General features: G+C 50.8%; 2 protein-coding genes. Both read right to left on the reverse strand.

The window, feature by feature from the left end; genetic code table 11:
- Nucleotides 1-4 precede the first annotated feature (4 nt).
- Nucleotides 5-7,654 carry a non-ribosomal peptide synthetase gene (locus RUW00_RS03415; protein WP_280145144.1) on the reverse strand — a complete coding sequence of 2,550 codons (7,650 nt, stop codon included), beginning with the start codon at nucleotides 7,652-7,654 and terminating at the stop codon, nucleotides 5-7.
- A gap of 15 nt (nucleotides 7,655-7,669) precedes the next feature.
- Nucleotides 7,670-15,361: a non-ribosomal peptide synthetase gene (locus RUW00_RS03420; protein WP_280145145.1), complete on the reverse strand. Its 7,692-nt coding sequence runs from the start codon at nucleotides 15,359-15,361 to the stop codon at nucleotides 7,670-7,672.
- Nucleotides 15,362-15,368 lie beyond the last annotated feature (7 nt).

Raw genomic sequence — 15,368 nt, forward strand, 5'->3', positions numbered from 1 at the left:
TTTTCTACAGTTCCTCGACAAAACTCGCTATGCTGTCCAAATCATCAGATGTTAACGTTTTGCTGCTAAAATCACTAACGGTTTTTTCTGATTCCTCTTTGCCGGTGCAGTGCGCCATAATATCACGCAAATATTGCTGTAAAGTTTGCAGCAGCTGTTCCATCGTTTCTTTGCGGAAGCGGCTCGGCGGATAGCTCAAACTGAAGTGAAGTTTATGTTGTGCGGCCATCGCGCTCATTTCCACCGCTTGTTCCCGCTGCCATGTCGGCGTGATGTCGTGCCCGCTTGCAAGACCGGACAGACTGAACGTGTGCTGATCTTCTGTATCGTTGAATTGCCCTAAATAGTTAAAGCTGATTTCAGGCGCTTGTCTGAAGCGGATTGTTTTTTGTTCAGGCGGTGTCATGTATTTTAAAATGCCGTAGCCTATTCCTTTATCCGGTATTCTTCCGAGTGTGTCTTTGACCGTTTTTACCGCCGTCCCAAGTTCTGAGCCTGCTGTATTCAAGTCAATGAGCACCGGATACATGGAGGTAAACCAGCCTACGGTGCGGCTGATGTCGAGCTCCGGCATGATGTGCTCTCTCCCGTGCCCTTCCATCGCGATGCACAGTCTGCCGCCCCCTGTCCAGTCCCGTAAAGCCAAAGCTGCGGCAGTCAGAAGAATATCTTGCGTATCGGTATGGTAGGCCCGGTTGACCTGCTGAAGCAAAACGGACGTTTCTTCTTCTGTAAGCGTAAAGCTTACCGTTTGCCGAATGCTGTCGGCTCCCGTCTGATGCTGCGGTTTTTCATAAGGAAGTTCGGCGGCTGTTTCTTCTTCAATAAAACGCCAATATTCTTCTTCACGCATCAGCTTGCTGCTTTTTGCGTATTCCGAAAGCCTTACGGCGTATTGTTTAAACGAATCGGTCTTTGGCGGAAGCTGGACCGGCTGACCTTTTACGGCTTGAGTGTAAGCGGCAGATAAATCCTCCAGCAGAATACGCCATGACACTCCGTCAACCGCCAGGTGATGTACGGTGATGAATAAATAATCCCCGGACCGGGTTTTGAACCAGCCGGCTTTTAATAACGGCCCTTTTTCAATATCCATCCGCTGTTGGAGCGCAGCCACTTCAGTTTCTATTTCTCTTTCCCAAGTATCTGTCTCAGACATATCCCAAATGTCCAAGGTGTACAGTTCAGCTTTTTGAATACCGTGATTGATTTGTCTGAAACTTTCGTTTTCTGCACTGACGGTGATCCGGAGTGCATCATGATGAATGACAAGATGCTCCAAGGCTTCTTTGAGCGGCTGTTTATGCAATGCGTCAGAGCTGAACATCATGACGGACTGATTGAAATGATTTCTGTTTTCCATCCGCTGTGATAAAAACCAGTGCTGAACGGGTGTCCAAGGTATGTCTCCTTCCACCGGCCGCTGATCGATGACTCTTTCCGCTTTCCGGATAAAAGGCGCGAGTTCCTTAATGGACGGGTGCCGGAATAAGTCACTTGCCGTCATTTTCCACCCATAGCGTCCGAGCCGTGCGGAAACTTGCAGCGCTTTGATTGAATCGCCGCCCAATTCAAAAAATGAGTCCTCAATCCCGACTTGTTTTGTGCCGAGCACTTCCTGCCAGATCACGGAAAGCTGTTCTTCAAGCTCATTGCGGGGAGCTGTGTACGCGGTTTGAAGCGTAAGCTCCGGTTCGGGCAGATTTTTCCGATCCAATTTACCGTTCGGCGTAAGCGGCAGCTTCTCAAGTTCCATCATATAAGCCGGAACCATGTAATTCGGCAGTTGCTGAGAAAGTGAAGAACGCACTTTTTCTGTATCCATGTCCGCCTGCAGACTCATATATGCGATCAGTTCTTTATTGCCGGACTGCCCGGTTCTGACTGACACGGCAGCTTCTTTCACACCGTCCAGGCTCCTCAGTGCGGCTTCAATCTCTCCCAGCTCGACCCGATAACCGCGGATTTTCACTTGATCATCCATCCGCCCGGCATATTCGATCGTTCCGTCCGGCAGCCAGCGGGCTAAATCTCCGGTGCGGTACATCCGTTCTCCGGGAACAAAAGGATTAGGGACAAATTTTTCTTCCGTCAGCTCAGGGCGGCCGAAATATCCTCTTGCCACACCGTCTCCCCCCGTGCACAATTCGCCGATGACGCCGATCGGCTGCGGTGTTCCCCTGCTGTTTATGATATATGCGGTTGAATTTCCGACAGGGCGCCCGATCGGGATTGAATGATCGTATGATTGTTCAATCAAAAAGCAAGTCGAGAACGTCGTGTTTTCAGTCGGTCCGTATCCATTCCATACTGAGAGATGCGGCAGCGCATTCCGAACCCGGTTTACATGGCTCGGGGACAGTGCTTCCCCGCCGATAATCAATCGGGATAATCCGGAAAACACGTCTTTATTTTGTTCTGATAAATGGTTGAACAGAGACGATGTCAGCCACAGTGTCGTAATGCCGTTTTGCTGTATAAATGTTTCCAGAACATCAGAATCGAGATAGGTTTCCTGGTCACTTACATATAAAGAAGCGCCGTTTAAAAGCGGACCGAATATTTCAAATGTCGTAACGTCAAATCCTAATGATGAAGTAAACAACAGTCTGTCTTCCGGCGTAAAATCAATATAATTGCTGTTTTTCACAAGGCGGATCACGCTTCGCTGTTCAATCATGACGCCTTTTGGCGCACCTGTTGACCCGGACGTATAAATCATGTAGGCCAACGATTCAGGTCCGCCGAGCGGTTCGGGATTTTCCGAACTCAAGCCGGCCTTTGTTTGAATATCCTCTATGAATAAACGTTTTCCTGAAAGCGGCAGACCGTCAAGTTTATCAGATTGGAGAAGAATATCAGCTTTACAGTCTTTAAGCATCCATTCAGCCCGTTCCCGCGGCACATCGTCACCGATAGGCAAGTAGGCGCCTCCCGCTTTTAATATTCCGAGGATTCCGGAAGCAAGCTCTGTTGTGCGGCCGGTTAATAAGGCGACAACGCTTTCCGGACCGACGCCATTTGATCGGAGAGCCGCCGCTATTCTGTTAGCCCGTTCGTTCAGCTCACGGTATGTCAAGATTTGTCCATCATATACAACTGCCCGGGCATCGGGGGTTTCTTTTGCCTGACGCTCAAATAAACGGCTGATGGGTTCGTGTCTTGGGTAATCGCTTTTCGTCTGATTAAACTGATAAATGACGCGATTTGTTTCAGCATCATCCAGTACATGAATGTCACCAAGCGGTATCGCTTGGTTTTCAATTACTTTTGTAAGAATACGGGTAAAATAAGAAAGCCATTTTTCAATTGTCTGTTTTTGATAGATATCTGTATTGAATTCAAAATCAAAGCTGATGGAACCGTCAGACCCTTCTGACGCGTAAAGCGTGGCATCAAACTTTGCGGTTTTATGACTTGTATCCGCAGCTTGAGCCAAATGCAGCTTATTTAACCCCAGGGATTCACGCTCCATATTTTGGAGCACAAACATAACGTCAAACAGCGGATTGCGGCTTGTGTCCCGCTGCACGCCGAGCCGCTCCACAAGCTCTTCAAACGGGTAGTCCTGATGCTCATACGCCTCAAGCGCGGCCTGGCGGACTTCCGCCAAGTAATCGGTGAACCGTTTGTCTCCTTTCGGTTCCGTTCTGATGGCGAGCGTGTTGACGAACATGCCGAGAATCGGTTCAAGGTCTTTGTGCGGACGCCCGGCAATCGGCGAGCCGACGATGATGTCTTCCTGCCCGCTCAATCGCGCGAGTAACGTATTGTACGCGGCCAGAAGCACCATATACAAAGTGGAGCCGTGATCCCGGGCGATGCGGTGAAGGCCGGATGCGGTTTCAGCGTCAAGCGTGCACGATACGCTGCCGCCCGCAAAGCTTCTGACAGCCGGACGGGGCTTGTCAGCCGGAAGTTCAAGCACCGGAAGTTCTCCTTCAAGCCGCTTCAGCCAGTAGGCTTCCTGCTTCTGGTATCCTTCTTTCTCCTGAAACGACCGCTGCCAGACGGCATAGTCTTTATATTGAAGGCGCATCGGCGCAAGCGAACGGCCTGCGTACAGCTCGCCGAATTCTTTAATCAAGGTGTTGACGGACACACCGTCAGAAATAATATGATGCATATCCGTTAATAAAAGATGACGTTCATCCGATTCTTTCACGAGGGCCGCACGGAAGAGCGGCGCTTCCTCCAGACAAAACGGCCGGACAAATGCGTCAGCTGACTCGGCCTCATCCAGCTGAAACGGTACGCTGTCATGGATGCGCTGCACCGGTTCGCCGTCAGGCCCCGTTTCAAAGGACGTTCTGAGCGACTCATGCCGCTCCACAAGCTGCCGGAACGTCTCCTCCAGCCGGCCGCGGTCAAGCGGGCCCGTCAGTTCCAGCACAGCCGGCATATTGTAGCCGACACCGCCGTCTTCAAGCTGCTGGAGCACATACATCCGTTTCTGCGCCGAAGACACCGGATAGGTGTCCTGTTTTTGCGCAGGCTGAATCGCTTCATACGGGCTCTCTTCCAAGTCCTGAATAACCGAAGCGAGCTCTTCCACCGTCGGCCGGGCGAAGATGTCCTGTAACGGCACCTGAACACCGAACTCTTTGGCGATGCGGGAGACGAGAGCCGTCGCTTTTAACGAATGGCCGCCCCGCTCAAAAAAGTGATCCCGGATGCCGACGGGGCCGTTTTTCAGCACCTCTTCCCAAAGGGCGCAAAGCTTCATTTCCGTGACGTTCCGCGGGGCGGTGTACGCCTGTCTGTCTGCCGCTCCGCCGGGAGCCGGCAGCGCGCGGCGGTCAAGCTTTCCGCTCGGCATGACCGGCCATTCGCTCATCTCTATAAACTGAGCCGGCATCATGTAGGCCGGAAGGCGTGTCGCAAGCTCCGCCCGCACGTCATCGCTTTCCCGTCCTTCGATATAAGCGTAAAGCGCGGTTTCGCCATGTTCGGTCCGGGCGGTGACCGCCGCCTCACGAATGCCGTCGATGCGCCGGATCGCCGCTTCGATTTCCCCCGGTTCAATCCGGTAGCCTCGGACTTTCACCTGTCCGTCTGAACGGCCGAGCCATTCGACAAGGCCATCTTCTGTCCAGCGTGCGATATCGCCCGTCTGATACATGCGCTCGCCCGGATAAAACGGATCATCGAGAAAACGCTCCTCCGTCAGCTCAGGCCGGTTCAGATACCCCCGGGCCACCCCTGTCCCTGCGATGTACAGCTCTCCTGCCACACCCGCAGGCTGGATGGTTCCTCCGCTATCTAATACATACAGACGGGCACCAGGAACGGGTTTTCCGATCGGAAGCCTTGTCCGTCCGCTGTCCCGTTTTCGGTCACAGACGTAAAACGCCGCATCAACCGTCGCTTCTGTCGGTCCATAGCCGTGAATAAGCATGGTCTCCGGCAACAGATCGGCAAACCGGGCAGCCGTAAGCGGGGAAAGAGCTTCCCCTCCGGCAAACACGCGTGTCAGTGTTCTGCCGAGGCGTGTTCTTGTTTCCTCAGGCTCTGTTTCCAGCGCATCTAAAAAGCTGTTGACCATCGCCGGAATAAAATGCGCGGTCGTCACCTTTTCTGAGGCAAACGCTTCAATCATCCGCGCAGGATCTTTCTCCCATCCGGCAGGAAGCAGATACACGGAGGCGCCGGACATCGTCCACCAAAACAATTGCCAGATGGAGGCGTCGAATGAAAAGGATGATTTCATAACGATAATATCCTCTTCCGTTAACGGAAACTGCCCTTGCATCCCTGATAAAAAGGCGGCGGCCTGACGGTGTTCAACAGCCACTCCCTTCGGTGTTCCCGTCGAACCGGACGTATAAATGATATAAGCGAGCGAATCAGCATCCGCTTCTTCAGAGACAGCCCCTGTCTCCGTCTCGCCTGTCAGAGCAGAAAGAGACACTTCTAGCGTCTCGCCGGAAAAACCGGGAACGGATAATCCCGGCTGTGCAAGCAGAAGACAAGCGGCACAGTCATTGAGCATATAGCGCAGCCTGTCCTCAGGATAGTCCGGGTCAAGCGGCACATAGGCGCCGCCCGCTTTTAACACGGCAAGCACTGAAACCACCATCTCCGGCGAGCGTTCAGCGAGTACGCCGACCATGCTTTCTTTGCGGACGCCTTTTTGGCGGAGCCAAACGGCGAGCCTGTCTGTGTACTGATCGAGCTCAGCGTACGTCAGCATACCGCCCGGAAAACGGAGCGCCGGACGATGCGGCGAAAGCGCGGCGCGGCGGGCAAACAGCCCGTGAAGCGTCGGAGCCGGCGGTTCAACCGCTTCTGTACGGTTAAACGCATCCAGCATATTTCTGGCTTCACACGCATCCAGCAATGCGATCTCGGAGGCGCTCATTTCAGGGTCGGAAATGACTGACTTCATCATATGCCGTAAAAATGTTTCGATATTCTTCATAAAAACACGATCGTATATACCGGTATCAAAGTTTAAGCGGATATAAAGAGAACTTCCCGGAATCACCTTTATGCTGCATCCGTAGTTTGTGACTTCCTCCATCGTGAAATCTTCTACCGCAAAATCAAATGAACCGGCCTGACTCACATTTTCAATTTCACGCTGGGCCGGCACATTTTCAAACACGATAATGTGGTCAAACAGCGCTTGCTTCAAAGGGCTTTGCGCCTGAATGTCATACAGCGGATAATAGCTGTACGCTTCTGCTTGCAGCGTCTCCTGCTGCAAATGCCTGACGAGCTCCAGAAAAGAAAATGAACCGCTTTTCACCCGCACGGGAATCGTATTAATAAACAGTCCCACCATTTTTTCCACGCCTGCGAGATCCGACGGCCGGCCGGAAACGACAGAACCGAAAACGGCGTCATCACAGCGGCTGACACGCTGCAGCAAAATGCCCCACAGTGCCTGGAACACTGTATTCAGCGTTGCTCCCGCCCTTGCCGCAATGTTCTTCAGCTCATTTGTCTGCTCTTCAGAAATGGTGAAAACCGCCTGCTCAAGTTCGCCATTTGGTTCCGCGGATTTTTTCGGAAGAGACGCCGATTGCTCAAGATCGGCAAGTCTCGTTTTCCAAAAAATCTCGGCTTCTTTACGATCCTGCTTCATGAGCCATTTAATATACTTTCCATATGGCTGAACAGGCTCGAGAGACGGAAGCCGTCCGTCTCCGAGAGATTGATAGATCATCAGAAATTCCTTCATGACAATCCCGAAGCACCAGCCGTCCATGACAATATGATGATGGCTCCATATACAAACATAGCGTTCAGGCGCTTTTTTCAAAATAGAGACTCTCATGAGAGGGTCTGATTGCAAATCAAAGCCTTTATCTTTATCTTCTTTTCTGAACCGGTCGGCATATTTGTCTTGTGCCTTCTCATCCAAATGAGAAATATCATGAAACTGAACGCGGCTCGGCCTGTTTTTCAACACGACTTGGCGGGGCTTCGCCACATTCTTATGAATAAATGTCGTACGGAAAATATCGTATCGTTCAAAAACAGCATCTAAACTTTTTTGGAATCGTTCCCGGTCAAGCTGTCCGTTGATCGTAAACACCGCTTGTTCGAAGTAGGCTCTTGAGTCATGATCCAACAGAGAATGAAAAAGCATGCCCTCCTGCATAAAAGATAAAGGATATATATCTTGTATTTCCGGTTGCTGCCCCATTGCGCCACTCCTTTTCTATAGTTTGTTGACGGCTCCCATAATGTCACTCAGATCTTCCAGCGTTAACTCCTCGTCACTGAAATCAGCGGCGCTCCATTCACGCTCCTCTTTGCCTGTGCAATGCGTGATGATCTGCTTGAGAAAGGCATGAAAATGTCCCGTCAAAACTTCAATCGTTTCTTTTTGATACTGAAAACGGTTGTACACGACATGCATGCTGAGACATTCCGACGATACGGAGCCGCTGATATCAAGTGTGTACGGACGTTCCCAGTCCGGGCTGACTTCATTTCCCGCTTTTACGGGAGAAACACCAAAGCCGCTGGAACGGATCTCCCTGTCAAACTGCCCCAGATAGTTAAAACTGATTTTAGGAGAATCAGATTCAGTTTCTTCCCAGAGTTTGCTTATATATTTCAGCACCCCGTATCCCGCTCCTTTATGCGGAATGCGGCGCATCATGTCTTTTGTCCGTTTAATGTGATAGCCGAGCCGCTCGCCGTCATCAGCCTGATCTTGAAAACTTGCGTCAACCAATACCGGATAAATTGACGTAAACCAGCCGATGGTTCTGCTGATATCAAGATGCTCCAAGTGCTCTTCCCTTCCGTGGCCTTCCATGCTGATTTTGAATGTCTCGTTTCCGGTCCATCTGTTCAGCGCAAGGCTTAACGCGGCAAGCAATAATTCGCCCGTCTCTGTTGTGTATGCTCTGTTTGCTTCCGTTAACAGCTGCTCAGTCTCCTGTTTTGTCAATGTAACGGTCATCACATCTGTATCTTTCAGAAGATTAGAAGAGATGCTGGCATCTTTCGGAAGCGGTTCGACCGCCGCTTTTTCTCTTTCGGACCAGTAGTCTGCTTCCTGTAACAGCCGGCGGCTTTTTGCATAATCACAGATTTGCTTCGCGTAAGTCTGATAGGAATCGGTTTTTGCCGGAAGCGCGGCTTCTTTTCCTTCGAGCGCCTGCCTGTAGCACGCGGTGAGATCTTCAAATAAAATCCGCCATGATACACCGTCAATGACAAGGTGATGAATGGAAAGCAGCAGATGATCGCCATCATTAGCGTGAAATAATCCGACAGCTACGAGCGGCCCCGTCTCCAGCCGAATGGAAGTTTGAATACGGGCGGCCGCCTGTTCAATTGCGGCGTGCTCCTCTTGTAATGAACCTTTCCCTCTCACGTCATGCGTTTCAAACGTAAAGAGTTCTTCTTCAGAAAGGTCTGCCGCCCTGTTGTATTGAATCACCGATCCGTTTTGCGTGCCGCATACCATCCGTAATGCGTCATGATGAACCGCAAGCTGTGCCAACGATTTTCTCATAGCAGATTCATTGATTCTGTCCGCACTGCGGAGCATAACGGACTGATTAAAATGATCGTGCGGCAATGATTGCGACAAGAACCAGTGCTGGATCGGCGTCAGCGGCACGTCTCCCGTGACGGGAGCCTGATCAATCACGCGGCGGACTTTCCGGAGCCGCATCGATACTTCTCCCAGTGTCTGATGCTCGAACAGCTCGCGGACGGTCGTTTCATAGCCCTGCTGTTTCAGCCTCGCACATACTTGCAGCGCTTTAATCGAATCCCCGCCGAGATGGAAGAAGTGAGCATTGGGACCGAGTCCTTCAACACCTAAGAGTTCTTCCCAGATGTCAGCCATCATTTCTTCAGTTTCATTTCTCAGGCTGATATCATCTCCAAGGCTATCATTTAATTCAGGCTGCGGGAGCGCCTTCTCGTCCAGCTTCCCATTCGCCGTCAAAGGCAGTTCATCAAGCTCTATCAAGCGGGCGGGAATCATATATTCCGGCAGAAAAGCTCTGAGAGAGGCCTGAATCTCTGCTTCTTTTATCTTTTCGTTTCCGTGTAAGACCGCGTAAGCGTAAATGGAGTGCTGACCATGCTGATCAGCACGTGTGATCACGGCGGCCTCTTTCACGGAGGAAAGCTCTTGCAGCGCTGATTTAATTTCTCCCAGCTCAATTCTGTGGCCTCTGACTTTTACTTGCGCATCTTTCCGCCCGACATATTCCAGCTCGCCATTTGAGAGCCTTTTGGCGATATCGCCCGTCCGGTAGAGCCGCATGCCGTGCGGATTCGTGATGAAACGGGAGGCGGTTAAATCATCCCTGTTTACATACCCCCTCGCGACGCCTTCCCCGCCGATATAAAGCTCACCGGGAATTCCGATCGGCTGCGGATTCATATAAGCGTCCATGACAAAAGCATGAAGGGTTTCCAGCGGTCTGCCGATATTGCTTTTGTTTCTCTCAATATCATCCATATTCAGTTTTTTGGATGTGACGTGAACCGTGGTTTCCGTAATGCCGTACATATTAACAAGCTCCGTCTCCGGGTACTTCTCTTTCCAGCTTTTCAGCATGCCGGGCTGAAGCGCCTCTCCGCCGAAAATGACATATCGAAGCTTCAGCTTGTCCGTATGCCCGGCTTCTTCATGAATGAGTCCGGAAAAAGCCGTCGGCGTTTGGTTCAGCACCGTTACGCCTTCACTTTGCAGCAGCTGCCGGTACAAATGCGGATCACGGGCTGTGTCTTTCGGCACGATGACTACCTTTCCGCCGTATAAGAGCGCGCCGAATATTTCCCAGACAGAAAAATCAAAGCAATAGGAATGGAACAGCGTCCAGACGTCTTCAGAGCCGAAATCAAACGGCAGTCCTTTATGTGTGATAAGGCTGATGACATTGCGGTGTTCCGTCATAACGCCTTTCGGTTTTCCGGTTGTGCCCGATGTGTAAATCACGTAAGCCGGCTGTTCAGGCGTTATCATTTTTTTCGTTCTGTCTGCTGAAACGGATTCAGGCTTATCGATGTATAATACCGGCAGCCCGTCCATTCCGGATATCCCAAGACCCGATTGCGTCAACAGAGCACGCGCGCCGCTGTCAGTCAGCATAAATGAAATCCGCTCGTCCGGATAGTCAGGATCAATCGGCAGATAAGCTCCTCCCGCTTTTAAAATACCGAGAATCCCAATCAGCATATCCGGAGATCGTTCGGTCATAATTCCGACAATCTGTCCGGAGCGGATGCCGTTTTCCGACAGCATATCGGCGATTCGATCCGCCTTTTCATTGAGCTCGCGGTAGGTGAGACGCTCATCAGACATGACGGCTGCAATTTGATCCGGCATTTTTTCCGCCTGTGCTTCAAATAAACTGACGATCGTTTCATGCCTCGGATACTCCGCCGTTTGATTTTCCGCTTGAAGAAGCATCTGCCGCTCGTTTATGCCCAGCAAATGAATGTCAGACAGCTTCCGCTCATCAACCGATGCGATTTGTCCTAAAAGCTCTTTAAAATGACCGGCCCACCGTTCAATCGTATCTTTTTCAAACAACGCGGTACTGTATTCAAAATGAAAATCCAGTGAGCCATCCGGCCGTTCCTCGGCATGAAGCGTCAAGTCGAATTTTGAAATGTCATGTTTCACTGCATGTGAAGAAACGGCTAAGCCCGGAAGGTTCACTTCGAAATCATCACTGTTTTGCAAAACGAGCATGGCATCAAACAGCGGATTGCGATTGACTTCCCGGTGTGTATCAAGCTTTTGGGCAAGTTCTTCAAACGGGAAGTCCTGATGTTCGGCCGCGCCGAGGGCGAGCATTTTCACCTCTTCTAAATAAGCGCGGAATGTCTTATCCCCTTTCGGCCTGCTTCTCATTGCCACGGTATTTACAAACATGCCGATGACCCCGTCAAGCTCAGCGCGGCTTCTGCCGGCCGCAGGTGAACCGACGACAATGTCTTCCTGCCCGCTCAATTTAGAAAGGAACAAGGAGTAGCTTGCCAAAAGAATCATATACAGCGTCGAACCCGTCTCATCCATGAGCCGGCGCAAATTCTCCGCCGTTTCCTTTTGTAGGCGCGTTCGAACCGCGGACCCGCTGAAATCAGGAAGCTGCGGGCGCTTTTTATCGAGCGGCAGATCAAGTACGGGAATGTTTTCCCCGATCGTCTCCAGCCAATAACTCTCATGTCTTTTGAATTCTTCAGCGGCAAACCGCTCATGCTGCCAGACGGAAAAATCTTTGTACTGGAGTTTTAACGGCCGCAACTCTTTTCCTCTGTATAAATCCGTCAATTCTTGAATCAGAACGCTCATTGACACACCGTCTGCGATAAGATGATGCATATCAAGCAGAAGAAAATGACGTTCTTCAGTAACTTTGGCTAAAGTCACTCTCAAAAGCGGCGCTTTTTCCACGTCAAACGGTTTGACGAAAGTTTCCATCACCTCTTGAAGAAGGTTCCCGGATGGCATGTGAATCTCTGTGAGGTCAAGATCGACATGTGCATGTATGTGCTGCATCGGCTCCCCGTTTCGTAAAACAAATGATGTGCGTAACGCTTCATGCCTTTGTAACAGCGCTGAAAAGGCTTCGTGCAGACGATCCCGGTTGAGTCTGCCGCTCAGTTCCAGACAAGCGGGCATATGATAGCCCGTGCTGTCCGCCGCAAGCTGGTGAAGGGCATAGAGCCTTTTTTGCGCAAAAGATAGCGGGTACAAGTCCTTTGCCACAGCAGGCGTGATTTCTGCATATTCTCCTCTTTTCCTCTGTTCAAGGAAGCGGGCCATGCTCTCGATTGTCGGATGTTCAAAAACATGGCGGACGGCAAGCTCAATTTGCAGCCGTTTATGTATGTTTGAAACAAGCGACGCGGCTTTCAGCGACTGTCCGCCGATTTGGAAGAAATCATCTCTCATACTGATGTGTTCCCGTTTCAGCACTTCTTGCCAAATAGACAGCAGCTCAGTCTCAAGCATTGTGCGCGGAGCTTGATAATCACCGGTTCTCTCAGCTTCTTTCGGCTCAGGAAGTGCGGCCCGATCAAGTTTTCCGCTCACAGAAAGCGGCATCTCCGTTAATTTGGTAAAGCTTCCCGGTATCATATAAGCAGGTAATCTCCCGGCCAATTCGGCATGAGGGTCAAATGTCACACCCGCGTTTTCCAGTACGACATAAGCTGCAAGCTCCTGTTCCCCGTCCGCCGCTTTGCGCACGGTGACTGCCGCCTCTTTTACCCCGGACAGACTTCTGAGTGCCGTTTCGATTTCTCCTAATTCAATTCTGTAACCTCTTATCTTCACCTGATCGTCAAAGCGTCCCATATATTCAATCGTTCCATCCGGTAAAAATCGGGCTGCATCTCCCGTTCTGTACAGCCGTTCACCTTCACGAAACGGATGAGGGGTAAAGACTTTGTCCGTCAGCTCTTTTTGCTGAAAATATCCGTCCGCCAGACCTTTTCCGGAAATACACAGTTCACCGACGGCTCCGACCGGCTGCAGCCGATCTCCGTGCATCATATAGACAGAAGTGTTGGCGATCGGGCGTCCGATCGTAATCCGGCTGCTTTTTTGAAGGTTGCGCAGAATCGTCGTAGCCACACTGTTTTCCGTCGGACCGTATTCATTCAGCAGCTCGGCATTCGGGCATATGCCGCGGCTCGCTTCTACGATATCGGGAGTGGCCGCTTCCCCGGCAAATGTCACCGCCCGAAGCGTCTGCGCATCCTTTTTCGTCAGCGAATCAAGCAGAACGCGATACAGAGACGGAACGATCAGAAGATGGCTCACCCCGTGGCGGGCGATTTTCTGTTTTATTGAAAGGACGTCTTTCGCATCATCTTCATCAGTTAACAATACACAGGCGCCCGACAGAAGCGGAGTGAAAAGACTCGTTAATGACCCGTCAAATACGTATGAAAAAAGATGAAGCGCTATGTCCCCTTCTGTCATCCCGTATTCTTCACGCCGCCATTGCAATGTATTGCTGATCGCTTTGTGTTGTACAAGCACCCCTTTCGGCCGGCCTGTCGTTCCGGAGGTGTAAATGACATACGCCCAATTTCCGCTGTCAGATATCGGCGGAAGCGGTGCAGTCTGCTGGGAAACCGTTTCCTCCATGATGACGACGCTGCCCTTGAAATGCGGCGGAATGAGGGGGAGCAGGTCTTTTTCAGTCACGAGCAGTGAGGCTTCACTGTCTCTCAGTAAAAATGAAATCCGTTCAGGCGGAAATTCCGCATCAATCGGCATATAGGCGCTGCCCGACTTCCAAATTCCGAGCAGAGCGGCAACCGTACTCATTGATCGGCGCAGCATAACAGCGGTGATCTGATCGGAACGGGCGCCTTTTTCCCTTAACGCATGCGCAATCTGATTCGCCCGCTGATTTAATTTCTTGTAGCTCCAGCTTACCCCGTTATATCTCAACGCCTCTTGGTCAGGCGTTTTTGCCGCCTGTTCTTCAAACAGCCCATGAACGGTTGTCTCAGGGTACGGACGGTTCGTTTCGTTAAACGAATGAATCAGGGCTTCTTCCTCCGGAGGCACGAGACTGATGCTTGATAAAAGCCTGTCCGGATCTTCCGTTACACAGGAGATGACCTCCAGAATATGTCCTTTGATCCGTTTCATGTCTTCCTGATCGTAGATGCCCGCATTGTAGCTGAATTTCACATAAAACTCTTCTCCCGGAACGATGACGACGTTAAGATCGTAATTGGTTTCTTCCGCCATCGAAAAGTTTTCAAGTGAGAGCGCACTGCTTTCAGTTTGCTGCCAGCCGTTTACCGCAGTCTGCATTTGAACCGGATAATTCTCAAAGACCAGGATGTGATTCAAGAGATCTTTTTGCAGGCCGCTCTCGTTTTGGATGTCATACAGCGGATAATAGCTGTGCTCTTCCGCAGCGAGTGACTCTTGTTGCACCTTTTTGAGAAGAGAAGAAAAAGTCATATCCCCAGCCGCGCGCACCCTTACCGGCACGGTATTGATAAACAGCCCGGCCATGGATTCGATGCCGGCGATAGCTGACGGCCTGCCGGAAACAACTGAACCGAATACCGCATCTTCAGTGCCGTTGTAACGGTGGAGAAGCAGTCCCCAAATGCTCGTAAATAAAGTATTCAGCGTGACCCCGGTGCTTCGGGCAATGTCTGTCAGCTTTTGCACGGTTTCAGACTCAAGGGAAAATTGAAAATGCTCAGATGCATAACCGTTTTGCACCGGCTTATCCTTCGTTTGCGGAACGGAAACGACTTCTCCGTAATCTTCCAAGCAGCGCGACCAGAACGCTGACGTTTCTTCTTTATTCCGGCTTCGGAGCCATTTGATATAAGAGCTGTAAGGAGCCGGACTGCCGAGGTTTACAGGCCGCCCGTTCCGGATCGCATAATACATGCTGAAGAAATCTTTCAGCACAATGCCCAAGCTCCAGCCGTCCATCATAATGTGATGATGAGTCCAAACGCATGTATGGCGGTTTTCTCCTGTTTGAAAAAGAGTCAGGCGCATTAAGGGGCCTTTTTGCAGATCGAACCCCTTATGCCGGTCGGTTTCCTTGAATTTGTCAATGATGCTTTGCTGCCGTTCTTCCGAATAGTCTGAAATGTTCTCAGTCTGTACGGCTGTGTCACGGCGTGAAAGGACAACCTGCTGCGGACCTTCAAGGTCAGGCACTTCTTTTATGAAAATCGTTCTGAAAATATCATAGCGGCTGACAAGCATATCCAGACTTTTTTGGAATGTATCAAAGCATAAATCCCCGCTGACTGTAAACGAAATCTGCTCGACATATGCGTTTGATCCGGAATCCAGAAGCGAATGAAACAGCATGCCTTCCTGCATATATGATAAAGGGTAAATATCTTGAATTTCTGTCGCTTGTGTCACGAATGCC

Source organism: Bacillus sp. IS1 (assembly GCF_032461585.1).
Taxonomy (GTDB): Bacteria; Bacillota; Bacilli; order Bacillales; family Bacillaceae; genus Bacillus; species Bacillus velezensis.

Coding starts and splice junctions, on each gene's coding strand:
- RUW00_RS03415 (WP_280145144.1), bottom strand. CDS start 7,654: ATGGGGCAGCAACCGGAAATACAAGATATATATCCTTTATCTTTTATG.